The organism is Thermodesulfovibrio hydrogeniphilus (assembly GCF_054657355.1).
Genome location: NZ_BAAHYW010000001.1, coordinates 1,572,570 through 1,591,524, shown reverse-complemented (window position 1 = coordinate 1,591,524; position 18,955 = coordinate 1,572,570). Strand labels below are relative to the sequence as shown.

At 38.2% G+C, this 18,955-nt stretch carries 18 protein-coding genes and 3 pseudogenes; 15 read left to right on the top strand and 6 right to left on the bottom strand.

Annotated elements, in window-relative coordinates; translation table 11 throughout:
• Positions 1-42 precede the first annotated feature (42 nt).
• Together ACYQ3P_RS07975 and ACYQ3P_RS07970 are read left to right on the top strand one after the other, a co-directional pair.
• A complete protein-coding gene (locus ACYQ3P_RS07975; protein ID WP_460177385.1) occupies positions 43-681 on the top strand; it encodes a HEAT repeat domain-containing protein in 639 nt (212 codons plus the stop codon).
• Positions 659-1,528: a metallophosphoesterase family protein gene (locus tag ACYQ3P_RS07970; protein WP_460177384.1), complete on the top strand. Its 870-nt coding sequence runs from the start codon at positions 659-661 to the stop codon at positions 1,526-1,528. The genes ACYQ3P_RS07975 and ACYQ3P_RS07970 overlap by 23 nt, the downstream gene beginning before the upstream one ends.
• On the opposite strand, the gene ACYQ3P_RS07965 is transcribed toward ACYQ3P_RS07970, so the two are convergent.
• On the bottom strand, positions 1,503-1,700 hold the full coding sequence (locus ACYQ3P_RS07965) for a DUF6485 family protein (protein ID WP_460177383.1): 198 nt from the start codon (positions 1,698-1,700) through the stop codon (positions 1,503-1,505). The two genes, ACYQ3P_RS07970 and ACYQ3P_RS07965, sit on opposite strands and share 26 nt — an antisense overlap.
• 524 nt (positions 1,701-2,224) lie before the next feature.
• Here ACYQ3P_RS07965 and ACYQ3P_RS07960 point away from each other — a divergent pair.
• The gene (locus tag ACYQ3P_RS07960) at positions 2,225-2,737 is read left to right on the top strand and encodes an IS110 family transposase (protein ID WP_460177382.1); all 513 of its coding nucleotides are present in this window, start codon (positions 2,225-2,227) and stop codon (positions 2,735-2,737) included.
• A 40-nt stretch (positions 2,738-2,777) separates the two neighbouring features.
• Here the strand turns inward: ACYQ3P_RS07960 and ACYQ3P_RS07955 are convergent.
• The 3 genes and pseudogenes from ACYQ3P_RS07955 to ACYQ3P_RS07945 form a co-directional block, all read right to left on the bottom strand.
• Positions 2,778-3,704, bottom strand: a pseudogene (locus tag ACYQ3P_RS07955) (IS256 family transposase); the annotation flags it as partial.
• Between the two features lie 649 nt (positions 3,705-4,353).
• The gene (locus ACYQ3P_RS07950; protein ID WP_460176154.1) at positions 4,354-4,746 is read right to left on the bottom strand and encodes a transposase; all 393 of its coding nucleotides are present in this window, start codon (positions 4,744-4,746) and stop codon (positions 4,354-4,356) included.
• Positions 4,747-4,771: 25 nt separating this feature from the next.
• Positions 4,772-5,368 (bottom strand): IS110 family transposase, encoded by a 597-nt coding sequence (locus ACYQ3P_RS07945; protein ID WP_460176447.1) that lies wholly within the window; start codon positions 5,366-5,368, stop codon positions 4,772-4,774.
• Between the two features lie 452 nt (positions 5,369-5,820).
• On the opposite strand from ACYQ3P_RS07945, the gene ACYQ3P_RS07940 reads away from it, so the two are divergent.
• The 9 genes from ACYQ3P_RS07940 to panC all read left to right on the top strand — a co-directional run bounded on the left by ACYQ3P_RS07940 (position 5,821) and on the right by panC (position 13,921).
• Positions 5,821-6,333 carry a transcriptional repressor gene (locus ACYQ3P_RS07940; protein WP_460177381.1) on the top strand — a complete coding sequence of 171 codons (513 nt, stop codon included), beginning with the start codon at positions 5,821-5,823 and terminating at the stop codon, positions 6,331-6,333.
• Between the two features lie 26 nt (positions 6,334-6,359).
• Positions 6,360-6,776: a ferritin-like domain-containing protein gene (locus ACYQ3P_RS07935; RefSeq protein ID WP_460177380.1), complete on the top strand. Its 417-nt coding sequence runs from the start codon at positions 6,360-6,362 to the stop codon at positions 6,774-6,776.
• A 2-nt stretch (positions 6,777-6,778) separates the two neighbouring features.
• Positions 6,779-7,993, top strand: coding sequence for an FprA family A-type flavoprotein (locus ACYQ3P_RS07930; RefSeq protein ID WP_460177379.1), 1,215 nt, complete (start codon positions 6,779-6,781; stop codon positions 7,991-7,993).
• Positions 7,994-8,007: 14 nt separating this feature from the next.
• Positions 8,008-8,502: a rubrerythrin family protein gene (locus ACYQ3P_RS07925; RefSeq protein WP_460177378.1), complete on the top strand. Its 495-nt coding sequence runs from the start codon at positions 8,008-8,010 to the stop codon at positions 8,500-8,502.
• An 84-nt stretch (positions 8,503-8,586) separates the two neighbouring features.
• Positions 8,587-9,159: a flavodoxin family protein gene (locus ACYQ3P_RS07920; protein ID WP_460177377.1), complete on the top strand. Its 573-nt coding sequence runs from the start codon at positions 8,587-8,589 to the stop codon at positions 9,157-9,159.
• Positions 9,152-10,045 carry a radical SAM protein gene (locus ACYQ3P_RS07915; protein ID WP_460177376.1) on the top strand — a complete coding sequence of 298 codons (894 nt, stop codon included), beginning with the start codon at positions 9,152-9,154 and terminating at the stop codon, positions 10,043-10,045. The genes ACYQ3P_RS07920 and ACYQ3P_RS07915 overlap by 8 nt, the downstream gene beginning before the upstream one ends.
• A gap of 46 nt (positions 10,046-10,091) precedes the next feature.
• Positions 10,092-10,820, top strand: coding sequence for an ABC transporter ATP-binding protein (locus ACYQ3P_RS07910; protein WP_460178067.1), 729 nt, complete (start codon positions 10,092-10,094; stop codon positions 10,818-10,820).
• Positions 10,811-12,061 (top strand): SufB/SufD family protein, encoded by a 1,251-nt coding sequence (locus tag ACYQ3P_RS07905; RefSeq protein WP_460177375.1) that lies wholly within the window; start codon positions 10,811-10,813, stop codon positions 12,059-12,061. Before ACYQ3P_RS07910 ends, ACYQ3P_RS07905 begins: the two co-directional genes overlap by 10 nt.
• A gap of 1,017 nt (positions 12,062-13,078) precedes the next feature.
• Positions 13,079-13,921, top strand: coding sequence for a pantoate--beta-alanine ligase (gene panC / locus ACYQ3P_RS07900; protein WP_460177374.1), 843 nt, complete (start codon positions 13,079-13,081; stop codon positions 13,919-13,921).
• Here the strand turns inward: panC and ACYQ3P_RS07895 are convergent, their stop codons facing one another.
• Complete coding sequence (locus ACYQ3P_RS07895; protein WP_460177373.1) at positions 13,922-16,030, bottom strand: RelA/SpoT family protein; 2,109 nt, start codon at positions 16,028-16,030, stop codon at positions 13,922-13,924.
• A gap of 40 nt (positions 16,031-16,070) precedes the next feature.
• Here ACYQ3P_RS07895 and murA point away from each other — a divergent pair, with 40 nt between their 5' ends.
• Positions 16,071-17,324: a UDP-N-acetylglucosamine 1-carboxyvinyltransferase gene (gene murA, locus ACYQ3P_RS07890; RefSeq protein WP_460177372.1), complete on the top strand. Its 1,254-nt coding sequence runs from the start codon at positions 16,071-16,073 to the stop codon at positions 17,322-17,324.
• A 154-nt stretch (positions 17,325-17,478) separates the two neighbouring features.
• Here murA and ACYQ3P_RS07885 read toward each other — a convergent pair.
• Positions 17,479-17,778: pseudogene (locus tag ACYQ3P_RS07885) on the bottom strand (transposase); the annotation flags it as partial.
• 56 nt (positions 17,779-17,834) lie between these two features.
• Between ACYQ3P_RS07885 and ACYQ3P_RS07880 the strand changes: the two are divergent.
• Both ACYQ3P_RS07880 and ACYQ3P_RS07875 read left to right on the top strand, forming a co-directional pair.
• On the top strand, positions 17,835-18,179 hold the full coding sequence (locus tag ACYQ3P_RS07880; RefSeq protein ID WP_460177371.1) for a transposase: 345 nt from the start codon (positions 17,835-17,837) through the stop codon (positions 18,177-18,179).
• A gap of 80 nt (positions 18,180-18,259) precedes the next feature.
• A pseudogene (locus ACYQ3P_RS07875) lies at positions 18,260-18,937 on the top strand (IS256 family transposase); the annotation flags it as partial.
• Positions 18,938-18,955: the final 18 nt, after the last annotated feature.

The window sequence follows — 18,955 nt, the reverse complement described above, 5'->3', positions numbered from 1 at the left end:
AACAATAAGGAAAAATTTAATCTTTAAAGGGAGGCACTAACTATGAAAAAGTTTTTTCTTTTATTCTGTTTGCCTTTGTTTTTAATTGCCACAAATTCTGTATATGCCCACACAATTGATGACCTTTTGAAAGAACTTGATGTTCCGAATTGGAGAGAGAAAATTTCTGACCCAGTGTTTCTGGAAAAATTTCAATCTCCAGAAAAATTCTCCACCGTTGTAAAACTCGCAGATGCAGCAGGTTATGACTGGAGATACAGAATCAGAGCAATTAGAATGCTTGGACATTTAAAAACTCCTCAATCTCAGGAAGCCCTTCTTTCCATGTTTCAGAACCCATTTTTCCATCATGAGTGTCCATCTCTAAAGTCCTATGTTGCAGAGGCATTGGGAGATTTTCCACCTTCAAGGAGGCTTATAGAGATACTTAAGGAAGGACTTAAAGACCCTGAAGTTTTAGTAAGAGAGGCAACTGCTAACTCATTGGGTAGGATAAAAATGCCAGAGGCTACAAAGTATCTTATTGAGGCATTTCCAAATGAGAAAAGCACTGCTGTTAAGATTGCTATTGTGCGGGCTTTAAAATTAATTGGTACTCCTGAGGCTAATGCCTTTATAAAAAATATAGCCTCAGATGGAAATCATAAGGAAATAGTAGATGCATTCGGAGGTAATCTATAAGCCTGAATTAATATCAAATTTTGAGCCTGAGACTATCATTGATACATTTAAACAAACAGCGGAGGTTTTAAGTAAAGAGCCTCCGCTGATAAATCTAAGTGCCAATTCAGGTGAAGCAATTTTTGTAGGTGACACTCACGGAGATTTTACACTAACTAAATATATTGCAAAGAAATTTTTGACCAATGAGAAAAGTTATCTGATTTTTCTTGGCGACTACATTGATAGAGAGCCTGAACCAGAAGGCTCTCTTTATAATCTTCTTTATGTATGTCTTTTAAAAATAAATTTTTCAGACAGAGTTTTTATCTTGAAGGGAAATCATGAAGCCCACTACGCTGTTTTTTGTTATCCCTACGAGTTTGACAGCAATTTAATAGATATATTCGGAACTTTTGGAAGAGATATCCACTCTGCAGCGATTGAAGTATTCAAGGAAATGCCTCTGATGATAAAAACGACAAATGGAGTTGTTGCATCCCATGCAGGATTTCCTTTGCAAGGGCAACAAATCAATGAAAAATCAAGAAGAGACCTTATATTAGATATACTTTGGGCTGATGCAGAAATCTCTCCAATGTTTCGGGGAATAGGTATTCCAAGATTTAAAGAAGATGATTTGGAAGAATTTCTAAAAAAAATTGATGCTAAATGCCTTATTCGTGGGCATGACCCATATTTGGCTAATAAAATAATCTACTCAAACAAATGTTTGACAGTATTTACATCCCGAACATATGCATCCCGTGCAGGTGTCAAAATTGCTAAAGTTAAACTTTCAAAGCAAATCAGGGACGCAAGGGATGTAGTCCTTGAAGATATCACTTCTTTGTATGCATCTGAATAAATCTTTTTATGCTTCTGTCATAGCTTGCTTCAACTTCAGGTGTAAAATAACAAGCTGGAAGCTCCCCTCTTTTTCTGTGATAGTGCAAACACTCACAGCAAATTCCTTTTTTTTCGCATGGCTCATAGGTGCAGGTGCATATTTTTCTGTTTCTCTCAATTTTACACTCCATGACTTCCTCCTGAAATAGCCTTTTTTATATATTTTAGCATATTGGAGAATCTGATAAGTGTTGTTACGCCCACATTTTCACTGAAAGTAATTTTCCGTCATTGTGAATGGTCGTCACGCCTTTGTCTTGCGACAGTTTTTTCCTTCATTGCGAGAGGTTGCCACTCCTTTAGCTCGCGACAGTCTCCCCCCTTTTCTTCATTGCGAAAATTTCCCGTTGTCGTCATTGCGTCCCTCTCCCCGTCATTGCGAGGATTTCTCCTTCCCGTTATTGCGAGGATTTCTTCTTTTCGTCATCGTATGATAAATATATGGACACTAAACAGGGATAAGTTAAAATAAAAGGAAGAAAGAAGGTGGGCAAGGACGATTTGTCATAGGTCTTAAAGACCGTTCGCAATGTTGTCCACCACCTTCTCCCTTCCCTTAAGCCTGAACGGAACATTAGGCTCAGACAGCCTGAATGAGTTCCCACGATGATAGGATAAGGGAAGAAAAACAAAAAAATCAAATGGAGGAAGAGAAATGACAAAAGAGAAGTTCATAGTTGGAGTAGATGTGGCAAAGGATACCATAGCAGTAACAATTAGGGAAAGAGGTAAAGGTAAAAGAGCTTCTTTCAATCTAAAGAATCATGCAGAGCAGTTGCATAAGGCTTTGAAAAAGGAGCTACCTGACTGCTGTAAAGAGGATATACTGGTTGTTATGGAACATACAGGGGTTTATCATTTAAAATTAGCCCATGCCTTATATGAGCAAGGGTATAAGGTAGCAATTTTGAATCCGCTGCAGACAAAGAAACTTGCGGATGCAAAGTTTAATAGAGCGAAGACAGACAAAATAGACTCTGCAGTGATAGCTGAGTGTGTGGAGATTTGCGAAGAGATAAGATTATTTAAGACAGTTGTCAAGAATTTTGTGTCTCATGCGCAAATCTCATCTGAAACATTTGTTGAAGTTCATACAATACCCCACGAGATACAGCCATCGGTTTGCTCCATCTGCCTTTTCTTATTTTATCTACTATCACATATATAGCCACTGATGCAGTTTTCTCAGATTGAAAATACCCTCCAGAGTTTACCCTTAAGACTTCCAGCCTGCTATTTATATTCTCTACCGCATTCGTTGTATATATGTGCTTTCTTATCTCTTCTGGATATTTCTTGTAACAAAAATAATTCTCCTTCTTGCTATTTAGCATCTTTATATAGGCAGGATATTTCTTTTCAAATCTCTTTAGCACATCTTCAAATTCCCTGACAGTATCCTCATAATCGCCTATGTGTTTTATTCTGTTAATCTCTTCACTAAACTGCCTTGCATCAGCCTTTGACATATTTTTGTAAATATTTCTTTGCATATGAACAAGGCAAAGTTGATGGTCAGTTTGAGGAAATAAGGTCTTTACAGCCTCACTAAGCCCTGGAAAATCATCAGAGACAATTATCATTACTCTCCTCAATCCCCTGCTAATCAGATTGTTAAATATCTTGAGCCAATCTCCTTTGTTTTCTGAGCCAATAAAAACATAATACCCATACAAATCTTTCTTCATCTGCATATCTATCCCTAAAACCGTATAGATGACTGCTTTACGAATTCTTCTGCTTTCATCCTTCATCTCTGTATGATATGCATCACAAAATAGGGCAAAACAATCAGAAGGCAGTTCTCGGCTTACTAATTCTTTTGCTTTACTGTATAACTCCTCTTTTAACTCCTCTATTTGCTCAGGAGAATATGGAAGATTCATGCTTTTAAGAAGACTTTTGATCTTTGATGGAGAGTAACTCTACAGAATCAGATTTAGGATGAAATCCTCAAAATCTTTGTCAAATCTTTTCCAATGAGGTGGTAGCACTGCGGAGCGAAATCTTCCCTGTCTGTCTCTTGGCACTGACAAATTTAAATTTCCAAACATACATCCGAGCTGTCTTTGATAAAACCCATTTGATTTGTTGTCAGAGTCTGCCTCTACAAAAAAATCTCTTTCTTTCTTCATCAATAAATTAAAAAGCATCTCAGCTAAAACTTTAATGCTTTCCTGAGGTGGCATCTCTGCAATTTCTTTAATAAAATTTTCAAGCCCAAACTGCCTTATCACTTCCCATTCCTCCTTTTTTAAGGTTATTCCATAAATTGTTTTTTTTGTGCTATTATTCTTTTTAGTTCCCATTTTCCTCTAATCCAAAAAATATCTGCACAATAGACACAATTTTATTATAACTTCCGTGCGTGGCAATCTCGTTCCTTTATACCCCATCCGGTCATTGCAAGGCAGACCAAAGCTCTGCCGAAGCAATCTCTGAAATCTCTACATTTTTGCTCACAACAGAGGGCTCGCAGTGACGAACTGTTGGCTTTCTACGCTGTCGCTCTGGAGCACTGTCGCTCTTTGGCAATATGGCGGCGAGATTGCTTCCTCCTCGCTTCGCTCGGAGTCGCAATGACACCCTTTTCGTCATCACGAGGCTTGCAAAGCGACTTTTTCCCGTCATCACGAGGCTTGCTTTAGCAAGCCGAAGTGCTCTCTCTCTTTTTTGTCTTTTGAAATAGAAAAACGAGATTGCTTCGTCGCTATCGCTCCTCGCAATGACGGCGAAGGGAAATCTTCGCAATGACGAGAAGGAAAATCCTCGCAATGTTCCGTGTTAATTTGTCAAGTATTTTTTTCCATTCATTGCAATTTCTTCATTGTATGGTATCCCACTTTTTAAAACTCCATATACCTGCCTTATTAGTTTATGGGCTACTGCTATCAATGCCTGCATCTTGCTCTTGCCCCTTTGTATCATCCTCTCATACAATGCTTTGCATGCCTTATTATATCTCATCGCTGACATCGCTGCCATATACAATATCTTCCTTATATATGCACTCCCCTTCTTCTGTATCCTCCCCTTTTTCTTTACACTCTTGCCCGATTCATATACTCTCGGGCTTATCCCTATATAACTGCCTACTGCCTTTACTCTGTCAAAATTTTCAAAACATCCAAGCATTGATACTGCTATGCATGCTGTCCTCTTGCCAACTCCAGGCACACTATCCGCTAACTTTATCTGTTTCTCATAACTGGCCTACCGCCAATTCTTCCAATTCCTTCTCCATCTTCTGTATTGTTTCCTCTGCATTTTTTATGAGCTCGTTAAAATTTTCTATTACTGTATCTACCATTATCGGTTCATATCTTAATGCTTCTCTTTGATTCTTTAAACAATTAAGATGTTTCTGAATCTTCGCAAGGCAAGTTAATAGTATCTTAATCTTCCGCTGGGGTTCAGCCATTGGCTTAAATAATCTTATCTCTTCGCAAATCTCCACACTCTCAGCTATCACTGCAGAGTCTATTTTGTCTGTCTTCGCTCTATTAAACTTTGCATCCGCAAGTTTCTTTGTCTGCAGCGGATTCAAAATTGCTACCTTATACCCTTGCTCATATAAGGCATGGGCTAATTTTAAATGATAAACCCCTGTATGTTCCATAACAACCAGTATATCCTCTTTACAGCAGTCAGGTAGCTCCTTTTTCAAAGCCTTATGCAACTGCTCTGCATGATTCTTTAGATTGAAAGAAGCTCTTTTACCTTTACCTCTTTCCCTAATTGTTACTGCTATGGTATCCTTTGCCACATCTACTCCAACTATGAACTTCTCTTTTGTCATTTCTCTTCCTCCATTTGATTTTTTTGTTTTTCTTCCCTTATCCTATCATCGTGGGAACTCATTCAGGCTGTCTGAGCCTAATGTTCCGTTCAGGCTTAAGGGAAGGGAGAAGGTGGTGGACAACATTGCGAACGGTCTTTAAGACCTATGACAAATCGTCCTTGCCCACCTTCTTTCTTCCTTTTATTTTAACTTATCCCTGTTTAGTGTCCATATATTTATCATACGATGACAAAAAAATAAACGGTGAGGCTCGCAATGACGGATAAAATAAAACGGGCAGGCTCGCAATGACGAAAAAAATAAACGAGCAGGCTCGCAATGACGGAATAAGGTGTCCTTCGGTGAGACTTGCAATAAAAGGCTATAGAGTTTAAAAAATCGCTCAAATTAGGTATAAAATTTTTTAGACAGATTTGACAAATAAAATATTTTTATTTATAATAATTTTAATGAAACCGAAAATTAAATGGACACCGCAAAGGCTTGCGATTTTGAAATATCTTGAGGGAAACAAATCTCATCCCTCAGCAGAGGATATTTACGAGGCATTGTATAGAGATTATCCTACCATGTCTGTTGCTACAGTTTACAATGTTCTTGAGTTTCTCAAAAGAACAGGCAGAGTTAGAGAAATTTATGTTGACTCTGAAAAAAGAAGATTTGATCCAGATACAACGCTCCATCATCATGCTGTTTGTATAAACTGCGGAAAAATTTTTGATATTCCAGATATAGAGCTTCCTGATTTGAAAAAATACGCAAAAGACTTTGAAATAATAGATACCCAGCTTACAATTTATGTTTTTTGCAATGATTGTAAGGGAAAAGAGAATTTGAAGATAGGATTTAAAGAGTATCAGTGCACAAAATGCGGTGCAATAAGAACTGCAAAACACAAGCCCCAGAAATGTCCTGCCTGCGGTAGCAGAGGTTTTCTAAAAGAATATAAATCACATCAGTAAAAAATCCAAAAAAACGGAGGTGTTCTATGATAAGCAGTGAGCTTATGGAAAAACTGCAGAAAGCTGTTGCAAGAGAACTGCAAGTAAGCATCCAGTATATGTGGCAACATGTTATGGCAAAGGGAATAAAGGCAGAACCAGTTAGTGCTCTTTTAAAGCAGTTTGCTATAAACGAGATGTTGCACGCTGAAAAAATTGCAGAAAGAATATCCTTTTACGGAGGAACTCCAACCACTCAGCCCGCTCCAATTACAATTGGAAAAAATCTTGCAGAAATGCTTGAACTTGACAAGAAAGCTGAAGAAGAGGCAGTAGCACTTTACAAAGAAATTATAAAACTTGCTGAAAAAGAGGAAGATTATGTAACAAGAAAGCTTTTTGAGCAGATTCTTGAAGAGGAAGAGCTTCATCTTGACAAATTCAGCTCACTTCTTGAGGAGTAAGCATGAAGCCAGTAGAGTTAAAGAACGATATATACTGGGTGGGTGCTGTTGATTGGGCTGTAAGGGATTTTCACGGATACGAAACTCCTCGTGGCACAAGCTATAACAACTATTTGATAATTGACGATGAGCCTACGCTTGTTGATGCAGTTCATCAGGACTTTACCCACATATCAATAGACAACATTTCCCATATAATTGAGCCAAAAAAGATTAAAAATATAATCATCAATCATATAGAAAACGATCATGCCTCAGGACTTGAAAGCATTCTTTGCATAATTCCAGATGCCAATGTTTACATGACTGAAAAAGGTAAAAAGGCATTAAGCAAATTCATTGATTTAAGCAAATACAAAGTCCACACTGTAAAGACAGGTGACACTTTAAAAATTGGAAAAAGAACTCTCCATTTCATTGAAACTCCAATGATGCATTGGCCCGATTCAATGTTTACATATGTAAAGGAAGAAAAGCTTCTCATAAGTCAGGATGCCTTTGGACAGCACATTGCATCAGTTGAGAGATTTGATGATGAGTTTATTCAAAATTACTGCGTGGAAGACCTTGAGGATGCTGTTTTTGATTACTATGCAAATATTTTGATGCCCTATGGAAATGTAATCAAGGCAAAGATTGAGGAAGTCAAAAAATCAGGTATTGAAATTGAGATGATTGCTCCAGACCACGGTGTTATTTGGCGTTCTCATATTGACAAGGTTTTAGGCTGGTATTTGGAAATGGTTGATGCAAAGGCAAAGCTTGGTGCTGTAATTGTTTATGACACAATGTGGCACAGCACAGAGAAAATGGTTTTCCCTATTGCAAAGGGAATACAGGATGAAGGAGTTCCGGTTAAGATTATTAAACTCAGGGCAACTCCAAAGAGCGTAGCAGTAAAAGAAATCTATAAATACAGAGGATTTCTTGTAGGCTCACCAACATTGAATAACAACATTTTCCCATCTGTGGCTGATTTTCTTACCTATCTTAAAGGTTTGAGACCTAAAAACAGGCTTTTTGCTGCCTTTGGCAGTTATGGATGGTCAGGTGAGGCAGTAGGGCAGATGTATGAATATGCAAAAGCTATGAAGATTGAGATATTTGAGCATGGATTGCGAGTTTTGTATAATCCCTCTGAGGAGGAACTTAAAAAATGCTATGAGTTTGGCATAGCCTTTGGCAAGGCTTTAAAAGAGTATCATGCAAAATTTTAAATGGAGGTGAAGAGATGGAGAAAACACTTAAAAACTTAATGGATGCATTTGCAGGAGAGTCTCAGGCAAACAGAAAATATCTTGCATTTGCAAAAAAGGCAGAAGAAGAGGGATATCCCGGAATTGCGAAGTTATTCAAGGCAGCAGCAGATGCTGAAACAGTGCATGCCCAAAATCATTTAAGAGCTGCTGGTGGAATAAAAAGCACAAAGGAGAATCTTGCAGCAGCTATACAGGGTGAGACCTATGAGTTTGAAAGCATGTATCCACCAATGATTAAGGATGCAGAAGCTGAAGGTGCACAGGCTGCAAAGAGAAGTTTACAGTTTGCCTATGAAGTTGAAAAGGTTCATGCTGAGCTTTTCAAAAAGGCACTTGAAAGACTTGCTGAAAAGTTTGATGCTGATTACTATGTATGTCAAGGATGTGGGCATACTGTTGAGGGAGAGCCACCTGAGAAATGTCCTGTTTGCGGTGCTCCAAAGAAGATGTACAAAAAGATAGAATAAATTATAGAATAAATTAATGAACTGAACATGGAGCGATGATGCCTCATCATCGCTCCATTTCTTTATATGAAGAGCTTTTAAACAATGAAAATCCTGTCAATATTAGGCTCGCCAAGAAAGGGAAATTCAGAGATTTTATTAAACGAAGCAATCAAGCTTTGTAAGGAATACAATGCAGAAATAACAGTTTTAAGACCTGCTGAACTTAATATTTCAGGCTGCAGTGAATGTGATGCCTGTAGCACAACAGGACAGTGCATCATTGAAGATGATATGCAGAAGATATATCCGCTTCTTCGTCAAGCAGACAGAATTATAATTGCAACTCCGATATTTTTCTTTGGAATTCCTGCTCAGTTTAAACTTCTAATTGACAGATGCCAGTGCCTTTGGTATGAAAAATATGTTTTAAAAAAGTCAATCTCGCCAATTCATAATAGAAAAGCCCTTTTAATGATTGTAGGTGGAATGAAAAAGGGAGAAATTGGCGTTACTTGTGCTGAGGCAACATTGAAGGCATTCCTTAGAACAATAGATGTTAAAAAACACAGCACCCTTTACTATCTTGGCTATGATGAGGCAGGAGCAATTCTTAGACATGAAGGAATTTTTGATGATATAAAGAAAGCTGTTTATGAGCTAATTAAAAATGATTGAGTATGTCCAATTTTTTCCAACTTTAAGGTGCAATCAAAAATGCTCCTTCTGCTTTAGTAGAGGACTTTCAGGAGATGAGTTTCCTGAAGACAAAATAGAGCAATTGATTGATATTCTTGCAGAAAACAAAATTTTCAAACTTGATATCTTAGGTGGAGAGCCTTTTTTGTATTCCCATTTAGATGAACTTGTAAGTCAAGCTACAAAAAATGGTATCAGAGTTACAATAAGCACAAACGGAAGCATGACCGAGACATTGGAGAAATTTTTAAGCAGAGCTTATGAGAATGTCAAAGTAGGTGTGTCAATTAATGGAAAGCCTGATTACAAGTTGCTTGAGCTCATAAAGGCTCATAAGCTTTGGATAAAAACTGTTATTACAAAAAAGCAAATGCCAGATGTCAATATTTTGGAATTTGCAAAAAATCACAAAATAAATTATTATTTAATTTACATGGATGCGCTGACAGAGAAGGATTTAAAGTTTTCAATGCCTTTTTATGAATTTATGGAGAGAGTTGAAAGTATGAAAAAACTATATCCAAATATAGAGCCTGTTTACTGCAAGGGTTTTATAGGAGGAAATTCAAAATACAGATGCCCTGCTATGACTGAAAAAATTACAATCCTTCCTGATGGCTCAGTTTATCCATGCTATCTTTTAGCAAACAAAAGAGAGTTCTGCATTGGCAACATATTTAGAGATAATCTTTCAGAAATGCTATTATCAGACATGCAAGGAATTTTTAAAAAATTCAATGGAAATAAATGTATCAACAAAACATGCGGATTTTATAAAGACTGCAGGGGTGGATGCATTGCCCATTGCATTATCCATAAAAAAACAACGCATGGATTTGATCCAAGATGTAAATTAAATCACTAAGGGGGAAGATATGATAAAAAAAGAAGGAGGCATAAAAATGGCAGAGATGTTAAAAGTCAGAAACCTTCATGTCTCCGTTGAAGGAAGAAAGGTTTTGGAAGATATTAATTTTTCAGTTGATTACGGAGAGGTAGCGGTCCTCTTCGGTCCTAACGGAGCTGGTAAAACTACATTGATTATGACATTGATGGGATTTCCAAAATACAAAGTAGAAAAGGGCAAAATAATATTCAAAGGCGTTGATGTAACAAACATGGATGTCTCTGAAAGAGCCAAACTCGGAATGGGAATTTCTTTTCAAAGACCTCCAGTGGTAAGAGGTGTGAGCCTTAAAAAACTTCTCACTGTTGTAGGAAATGGAAAAACTGAGGAAGAGATTATGGAGTATGCTGAAAAACTTAATCTGACAGGTCATCTTTCAAGGGATGTAAATGATGGATTTTCAGGTGGTGAAGTAAAAAGGGCAGAGTTGCTTCAGCTTTTGGTTCAAAAGCCTGATTTGATTTTTGTTGATGAGCCAGAGTCAGGTGTTGACCTTGAAAACATTGTTTTGATTGGAGAGATGACAAATCAACTTCTTGGAAGAGGGCAAAGAATCAAGGACCCAAAAAGAAGCGCGATAATCATAACTCACACAGGCTACATTCTTGATTACATCAATGCAGATAAAGGATATATTTTGCTTAATGGTAAGCTACAGTGTAAGGGAAATCCAAGAGACATACTCTCTGAAATAAAGAGAAACGGATACAGGAGGTGTATGGTATGCCAGTAAGCAAAAAATACATAGAAGAGATTAAAAAAAGGGCAAAAAAAGCGGTCAATAAACCTGCATTGTATGGAGAAGACATAGATTTGGAAAAATTCCAGAAACACATTGAAAGAGGAAAGATAGAAAGTCTTGAGCTATTGCCAGAACTTGCAAAAGAAGCAGCCCTTATGGCTGGAGTTGATGTGGAAGAAAAGGAGCGTTCAGGCTCTTATTTACAGATGGACCACTCCGTTGTTTACAAAAGATTAAACAAGCTCTATGAGGGTAAAGTTGAGCTTATGAGTACCCTTGAAGCCATAGAGACCTATGACTGGCTTGAGGATTATTTCTGGAAAATTTTACCACCAGACACTGACAAATACACTGCGCAGGTTGCATTAAATCCAACACATGGATACTTTATAAGAATTCTTCCCGGACAAAAGCTTGATTATCCACTTCAGACATGCTTGATGATTGCAGAGGGCTACATCAGCCAGAATGTGCATAATATTATCATCGTTGAAGAGGGTGCGGAGCTACATGTCATAACAGGATGCACGCTTTCAAAGTCTGATGCAGTTGGAATTCATCTTGGAATCTCAGAATTCTATGTTAAAAAAGGAGGCAAACTTTTCTTTACAATGATTCACAACTGGGCTGAGAACTTCTATGTCCGTCCAAGAACAGCAGTACTTGTTGAGGAAGATGGCGTATATGTAAACAACTACGCATTGATGAAGCCTGTAAAATCCATTCAATCCAGCCCTATAGTTTATCTGAAAGGAGACAGGGCTTCAGCAAGGTTTAATACTGTTATATACGGACTTAAGGATTCTTACATAGACTTAGGCTCAAGGATTATATTTGAGGGAAAGGATACAAAGGGTGAATCTTTGGCAAGAACCATCGCAGACCATCAAAGTGTTATATATTCAAGGGGTGATCTTGTAGCAAAAACAAAGGATTACTGTATGGGAAGACTTGACTGTAGAGGCATCATTTTTTCAAAGGATGCTTCAATCTATGCTATTCCTCAGCTTATTTCTCATGGTGCTGACAAAGCAGATTTGTCCCATGAAGCATCAATAGGACCTATATCTGAGGAGCAGGTTGAATATTTGATGTCAAGGGGACTTACAAAGGATGAGGCAACAAGCCTTATTACAAGCGGATTTTTAAATCTTGATATCCCGTTCTTGCCTGAAATAATTGACAAGCACATAAAAGAGGTAATTGAGATAACTTCAAAGGAGTCGCTGTAATTGGTGATTGGTGGATGGTGGTTGGTGGATGGTGGACACCTTATTTCGTCATTGCGAGCCTGCCGTTTATTTTTTCCGTCATTGCGAGCCTGCCGACAGACAGGCGTGGCAATCTCATCTTTTACTTTTCACTTATTACGTCTTACGTCTCGCGCCTCACGCCTTACGTTTTACGAATTTTCAGAGACTGCTTCGCCCCATCGAGGGGCTCGCAATGACAGTGTGGGTGATTGCCACGTTTTCGCTCGCAACAGGTGGGCTCACAGTGACAAAGGAGGAGATCATTGCAAGCCTAACCGAAGGACACCTTATTTCGTCATTGCGAGCCTGCCGTTTATTTTTTCCGTCATTGCGAGCCTGCCGACAGACAGGCGTGGCAATCTCTCCATTGTACGAAGAAAAAAGGGAGATTGCTTCGGGCACGGAGACTGTCGCGAGCCGAAGTCGTGGCGATGCCTTCGCAATGACTGAAATGAGAACCCTCGCAATGATGTGTGAGAAGAATCCTTGCAATGACGAAGTAGAGGATACCTCCAGATGACAGAAAAGGCAGTCCTCGTAATGACGGTTAAGGGGTACCTTCGCAATGACTCCCTCTTTTCCGTCATCACGAGGCTTGCGAAGCAAGCCGAAGTGATCTCTTTTTTTGTGACGGGGGATACAAAGACGAGATTGCTTCGGGACTTCGTCCCTCGCAATGACGGGGAGGAAAGTCCTCGCAATGACGAGGCAGATGGGTCATTGCGAGGCATCCGTCAGGATGCCGAAGCAATCTCTGAAATCTCTACGTTATCGCTCACAACAGGGGGCTCGTAGTTATGAATTTTTGGATTTCTAAGCTGTCGCTCTGTAGCACTGTCGCTATCTGGTACTATGACGACGAGATTGCTTCCTCCTCGCTACGCTCGGAGTCGCAATGACGGAGAGAGAGAATGTTCGGAGTCGCAATGATGGGAGAGGAAGGCACAATGACATTTGATAACAGTTTATTTAGATATTAAAATTGGAGGTTGACAATTGGAAGTTATCAGGATTCCAAGAATAATGCGTGAAATTACAAAGGATTTAAGAAGTAAATCAAAAACCATCGGTTTTGTTCCTACAATGGGTGCTCTTCATGAGGGTCACCTTTCTTTAATTAAAAGAGCGAAAGATGAGAACGACATTACAATTGTCAGTATTTTTGTCAATCCAACGCAATTTGGTCCCGGAGAAGATTTTGAAAAGTATCCGAGAGATATTGAAGGAGATAAGGAAAAGTTACAGAAAATAGGTATTGATTATCTTTTTTTGCCAGATAAGGATTCTCTTTATCCTGAAGGTTATAGCACCTATGTATGCGTTGAGAATATTAGCAATAAGCTGTGCGGAAAATTCAGACCTAATCATTTCAGAGGTGTGGCAACAATCGTATGCAAGCTATTCAATATAGTAAGACCAACGAGGGCTTATTTCGGGCAAAAGGATTATCAGCAGACAGTCATAATTCAAAGGATGGTTGAGGATTTAAATATGGATGTAGAGCTTATAGTATGTCCAACAATTAGAGAGGAAGACGGGCTTGCAATGAGCTCAAGAAATCTTTATTTGAATGAACGAGAAAGAAAGGCTGCGACAATAATTTACAAAGCATTAAGAGAAGGAGAGAGACTCTTAAGAGAAGGGGAGGAACCTCAAGAGGTTACGAAAAAAATACATGAGATTCTTAAATCCGAGCCCCTTGTGAGAGAAATTCAGTATGCAGGAGTATTTGACCCTCTTACGCTTGATGAGGTGAATGAAAGGCAGAATAAATACCTGATTGCAATTGCCTTAAAAATAGGAGACACAAGGCTTATTGACAATGTTCTTGTTCTTTAGCTACCTTTTAACAGATAAAACTTCGCTTAATTGAGAAATTTTATTGACAATTTCAGAGAGATGATTTCTGTCTTTTACTTCTATGGTGAAATCTATGATTGCTCTTCTGTCAGATGTTGTTTTTGCTTTAACTTCTGTGATATTCACATTGTTTGCTGCTAAAAGACTTGTTATTTCCGCAAGCATACCGGGTTTGTCAAGACATTCAATGCTTACTCTTGTCTGAACCCTTGAATTTCCATCGGATGTCCAATAAACTTCAATAATTCTCTCCTTTTCAAGATACTGAACATTTATGCAATCCTTGCGATGCACTGTAATTCCCTTACCCCTCGTTATAAAACCAATTATCTCGTCTCCCGGTACAGGCATACAGCATTTTGCAATGTGATAAAGAACTTCATCCACGCCTTTAAGAGAGATAAACTGTTTGGTTTCTTTCTTTGAAGGATATTTCTTAGGGATTAAAACTGTCTCTTTTGTATGCTCAGGTATTAATTTGTTTACGACCTGATGGGCTGAAATTTTTCCATGTCCTATCAGAAGAAACAAATCCTCAACAGATTGAACCGAAAATGACTCAAGCACATTTTCTAAATTGTCTGATTTGAGCACAGAAGTTTGTAGTCCATGTTTTTTTAGCTCAGTCTCCAAAAGTTGCTTCCCAATTTCTATGCCTTGTTGTCTTTCTTCCTGCCTTAAAAAGTGTTTAATTTTGCTTCGTGCTCTCTGGGTTACTACAAACTGTAGCCAGTCTTTTCTTGGTTTCTGGTGAGGGCTTGTTATGATTTCAACAACATCTCCGCTCTGCAATTGATAGTTTAAGGGAACAATCCTTCCGTTGACCTTTGCACCTGCGCACTTTGCTCCTACTTCTGAGTGAACTGAAAAGGCAAAGTCAACAGGAGTTGCTCCTACTGGAAGTTCCTTAACATCACCTCTTGGAGTGAATACATAAATGGTATCAGGAACGACTTCTGCCTTTACTGCATCAAGCAGTTCCTTTGCATCTGAAATTTCCTTTATAAGGTCTCTTAGCCAAGATACAAGTTTTGTTTCCCTTGCACTTAAGTCCTTTTTTTCTTTGTATCTCCAATGGGCTGCTACACCTTCCTCTGCAATGATATTCATCTCCTCTGTTCGTATCTGAAATTCTACCCTTTCACCGCCAGGACCTATGACAGTAGTATGAAGAGACTGATATAAATTAGATTTTGGCAGGCTTATAAAGTCCTTAAATCTACCCGGGATAAGTGTCCACAAAGAATGGATGATACCGAGAATGTCATAGCAATGAGTAACAGTATCGGTTATTACCCTTATTCCTATGACATCGTAGACCTGCTCAAAGGGAATTTTTTGTTTTTGCATTTTTTGGTAGATTCCATATAGATGTTTTACCCTTCCAAAAATTCTGAAAGGAATATTCATTTCAGTGATTTTTTGAGAAAGGATTTTGATTACATTGTCAATGTACTCCTTCTGTTCTTCCTTTCTCTTTGCTACTTTATTTTCAAGTTCTCTGTATTCTTCAGGATGCAGGACTTTAAATGAAAGGTCTTCAAATTCTGTCCTCATCCATCCAATACCAAGCCTATTTGCAAGGGGAGCGTATATTTCAAGAGTTTCCTTAGCTATTTTCCTTTGCTTCTCGGTGGGTAGAAATTCAATTGTTCTCATGTTGTGAAGTCTGTCAGCAAATTTTATGAGTATTACTCTTATATCCTTAGACATTGCAAGAAACATTTTTCTGAAACTCTCTGCTCTTACATCTTCAACATCGGAAAACTTGATTTTGCTCAGTTTTGTAACTCCATCAACCAAAAAAGCAACATCAGGAGTGAACATATCGCTTATTTCTTCAACAGTAAAACCTGTGTCTTCAACTGTGTCGTGTAGAAGTCCTGCTGCAATTGTTGTTGCATCAAGTTTCATGTCTGCTAAAATATCTGCAACTGCAAGGGGATGATAAATATATGGAATTCCTTCTTTTCTCAGCTGTGCACAATGGGCTTCTCTTGAGAAAACATAAGCCTGCCTTATAAGTTCTACATTAGCATTCGGTCTGTACTGTAAAACCTTGTTTATTACTTTATCAATCGTAATCATATTTCCATTATCCCCCTTTTTTAGTTTAATATATTTATCTATGGAAAAGTTACAAATTTTTGGTGGAAGACCCCTAAAAGGTCAAGTTACAATAAGTGGGGCAAAAAACGCAGCTCTTCCCATAATGGCTTCAACACTTCTTGCTCCTGCAGTGCATGTGTTAAAGAGAATTCCAAAGCTCAGGGATGTTAACACCATGGCAGAACTAATTAGAAGAATGGGCGGAGAGATAGAGTTCAGCAACGGAGTTTGTGTAATTGACACCTCAAAGATAAATAAATTTGAAGCATCCTACGAACTTGTAAAAACAATGCGAGCATCTGTTTTAGTTTTAGGACCACTGCTTGCAAGATTTGGGAAAGCAAAGGTCTCTTTGCCGGGTGGTTGTGCTATTGGTGCAAGACCTGTCAATCTACACATACTTGGATTGGAAAAAATGGGGGCAAAAATAAAACTTGATGAAGGATATATCATTGCAAAGGTATCAAGATTAAGGGGTGCGGAGATTTATTTTGATATTCCTACGGTTACAGGCACAGAGAATCTCATGATGGCAGCCTCTCTTGCCAAAGGAACAACAAGAATAGAGAATGCTGCTAAAGAGCCAGAGGTCGTTGATCTGGCAAATTATTTAATAGCTATGGGTGCAAAGATAAAGGGAGCTGGCACAAGTATCATAGAGATTGAGGGAGTTGAAAGGCTTGAACCACCTTCAGAGTATGAAATCATTCCTGATAGAATTGAGGCTGGAACATTTATGGCAATTGCTGGAGCATCGGGTAGTGATATTCTGCTTAAAGGATGTAATGTTAATTTGTTAGACGCAGTTATTTTAAAAATGAAGGACGCAGGTGTTGTTTTTAAGGAAACACAGGAAGGTTTAAGGGTTATTGGTGCTAAAAGACCTCAAGCAGTTGATATAAAGACAATGCCATATCCGGGATTCCCAACTGATATGCAAGCCCAGTTTATGGCTATGATGACAATAGCAAATGGCACGAGTGTCATCAAGGAAACAATCTTTGAAAACAGATTTATGCATGTGGCAGAACTAAGAAGAATGGGAGCAGATATAGCTGTTGAAGGTAATACAGCAACTGTGAGGGGTGTGAAAAAATTAAAGGGCGCACCGGTAATGGCAACAGATTTGAGAGCCTCTGCCTCTTTGGTAATTGCGGGACTTATTGCAGAAGGAGAAACAGTCATTGACCGCATATACCACCTCGACAGAGGCTATGAGGAGCTTGATAAAAAACTTATCCAGTTAGGCGCATCAGTCAAAAGAATTAAGTAGTTTTAACTAAATTGAGTAATTTTTATATGGAATCCCTTTTTAGCCTGTCATTGCGAGCCTGCTCGTTTATTTTTTCCGTCATTGCGAGCCTGTCAAAAGGCTGTCTCGCAATCTAAAAGACGAGATTGCCTCGCTTCGCTCGCAATGTTCCGTGTTAATTTGTCAAGTATTTTTTTCCATTCATTGCAATTTCTTCATTGTATGGTATCCCACTTTTTAAAACTCCATATACCTGCCTTATTAGTTTATGGGCTACTGCTATCAATGCCTGCATCTTGCTCTTGCCCCTTTGTATCATCCTCTCATACAATGCTTTGCATGCCTTATTATATCTCATCGCTGACATCGCTGCCATATACAATATCTTCCTTATATATGCACTCCCCTTCTTCTGTATCTTCCCCTTTTTCTTTACACTCTTGCCCGATTCATATACTCTCGGGCTTATCCCTATAGGAGGTTATAATAAAATTGTGTCTATTGTGCAGATATTTTTTGGATTAGAGGAAAATGGGAACTAAAAAGAATAATAGCACAAAAAAAACAATTTATGGAATAACCTTAAAAAAGGAGGAATGGGAAGTGATAAGGCAGTTTGGGCTTGAAAATTTTATTAAAGAAATTGCAGAGATGCCACCTCAGGAAAGCATTAAAGTTTTAGCTGAGATGCTTTTTAATTTATTGATGAAGAAAGAAAGAGATTTTTTTGTAGAGGCAGACTCTGACAACAAATCAAATGGGTTTTATCAAAGACAGCTCGGATGTATGTTTGGAAATTTAAATTTGTCAGTGCCAAGAGACAGACAGGGAAGATTTCGCTCTCAGAGTGCTACCACCTCATTGGAAAAGATTTGACAAAGATTTTGAGGATTTCATCCTAAATCTGATTCTGTAGAGTTACTCTCCATCAAAAATCAAAAGTCTTCCAGAAAAGCATGAATCTTCCATATTCTCCTGAGCAAATAGAGGAGTTAAAAGAGGAGTTATACAGTAAAGCAAAAGAATTAGTAAGCCGAGAACTGCCTTCTGATTGTTTTGCCCTATTTTGTGATGCATATCATACAGAGATGAAGGATGAAAGCAGAAGAATTCGTAAAGCAGTCATCTATACGGTTTTAGGGATAGATATGCAGATGAAGAAAGATTTGTATGGGTATTATGTTTTTATTGGCTCAGAAAACAAAGGAGATTGGCTCAAGATATTTAACAATCTGATTAGCAGGGGATTGAGGAGAGTAATGATAATTGTCTCTGATGATTTTCCAGGGCTTAGTGAGGCTGTAAAGACCTTATTTCCTCAAACTGACCATCAACTTTGCCTTGTTCATATGCAAAGAAATATTTACAAAAATATGTCAAAGGCTGATGCAAGGCAGTTTAGTGAAGAGATTAACAGAATAAAACACATAGGCGATTATGAGGATACTGTCAGGGAATTTGAAGATGTGCTAAAGAGATTTGAAAAGAAATATCCTGCCTATATAAAGATGCTAAATAGCAAGAAGGAGAATTATTTTTGTTACAAGAAATATCCAGAAGAGATAAGAAAGCACATATATACAACGAATGCGGTAGAGAATATAAATAGCAGGCTGGAAGTCTTAAGGGTAAACTCTGGAGGGTATTTTCAA

Bases quoted from the DNA above. Each gene is read 5' to 3' on its own strand.
- ACYQ3P_RS07915 (WP_460177376.1), top strand. From the start codon at position 9,152: ATGATTGAGTATGTCCAATTTTTTCCAACTTTAAGGTGCAATCAAAAA.
- ACYQ3P_RS07940 (WP_460177381.1), top strand. From the start codon at position 5,821: ATGAAACCGAAAATTAAATGGACACCGCAAAGGCTTGCGATTTTGAAA.
- ACYQ3P_RS07880 (WP_460177371.1), top strand. From the start codon at position 17,835: ATGGGAACTAAAAAGAATAATAGCACAAAAAAAACAATTTATGGAATA.
- ACYQ3P_RS07945 (WP_460176447.1), bottom strand. From the start codon at position 5,368: ATGACAAAAGAGAAGTTCATAGTTGGAGTAGATGTGGCAAAGGATACC.
- ACYQ3P_RS07935 (WP_460177380.1), top strand. From the start codon at position 6,360: ATGATAAGCAGTGAGCTTATGGAAAAACTGCAGAAAGCTGTTGCAAGA.
- ACYQ3P_RS07905 (WP_460177375.1), top strand. From the start codon at position 10,811: ATGCCAGTAAGCAAAAAATACATAGAAGAGATTAAAAAAAGGGCAAAA.
- ACYQ3P_RS07910 (WP_460178067.1), top strand. From the start codon at position 10,092: ATGTTAAAAGTCAGAAACCTTCATGTCTCCGTTGAAGGAAGAAAGGTT.
- ACYQ3P_RS07895 (WP_460177373.1), bottom strand. From the start codon at position 16,030: ATGATTACGATTGATAAAGTAATAAACAAGGTTTTACAGTACAGACCG.
- ACYQ3P_RS07930 (WP_460177379.1), top strand. From the start codon at position 6,779: ATGAAGCCAGTAGAGTTAAAGAACGATATATACTGGGTGGGTGCTGTT.
- murA (WP_460177372.1), top strand. From the start codon at position 16,071: ATGGAAAAGTTACAAATTTTTGGTGGAAGACCCCTAAAAGGTCAAGTT.
- ACYQ3P_RS07960 (WP_460177382.1), top strand. From the start codon at position 2,225: ATGACAAAAGAGAAGTTCATAGTTGGAGTAGATGTGGCAAAGGATACC.
- ACYQ3P_RS07920 (WP_460177377.1), top strand. From the start codon at position 8,587: ATGAAAATCCTGTCAATATTAGGCTCGCCAAGAAAGGGAAATTCAGAG.
- ACYQ3P_RS07925 (WP_460177378.1), top strand. From the start codon at position 8,008: ATGGAGAAAACACTTAAAAACTTAATGGATGCATTTGCAGGAGAGTCT.
- ACYQ3P_RS07970 (WP_460177384.1), top strand. From the start codon at position 659: ATGCATTCGGAGGTAATCTATAAGCCTGAATTAATATCAAATTTTGAG.
- ACYQ3P_RS07965 (WP_460177383.1), bottom strand. From the start codon at position 1,700: ATGGAGTGTAAAATTGAGAGAAACAGAAAAATATGCACCTGCACCTAT.
- ACYQ3P_RS07975 (WP_460177385.1), top strand. From the start codon at position 43: ATGAAAAAGTTTTTTCTTTTATTCTGTTTGCCTTTGTTTTTAATTGCC.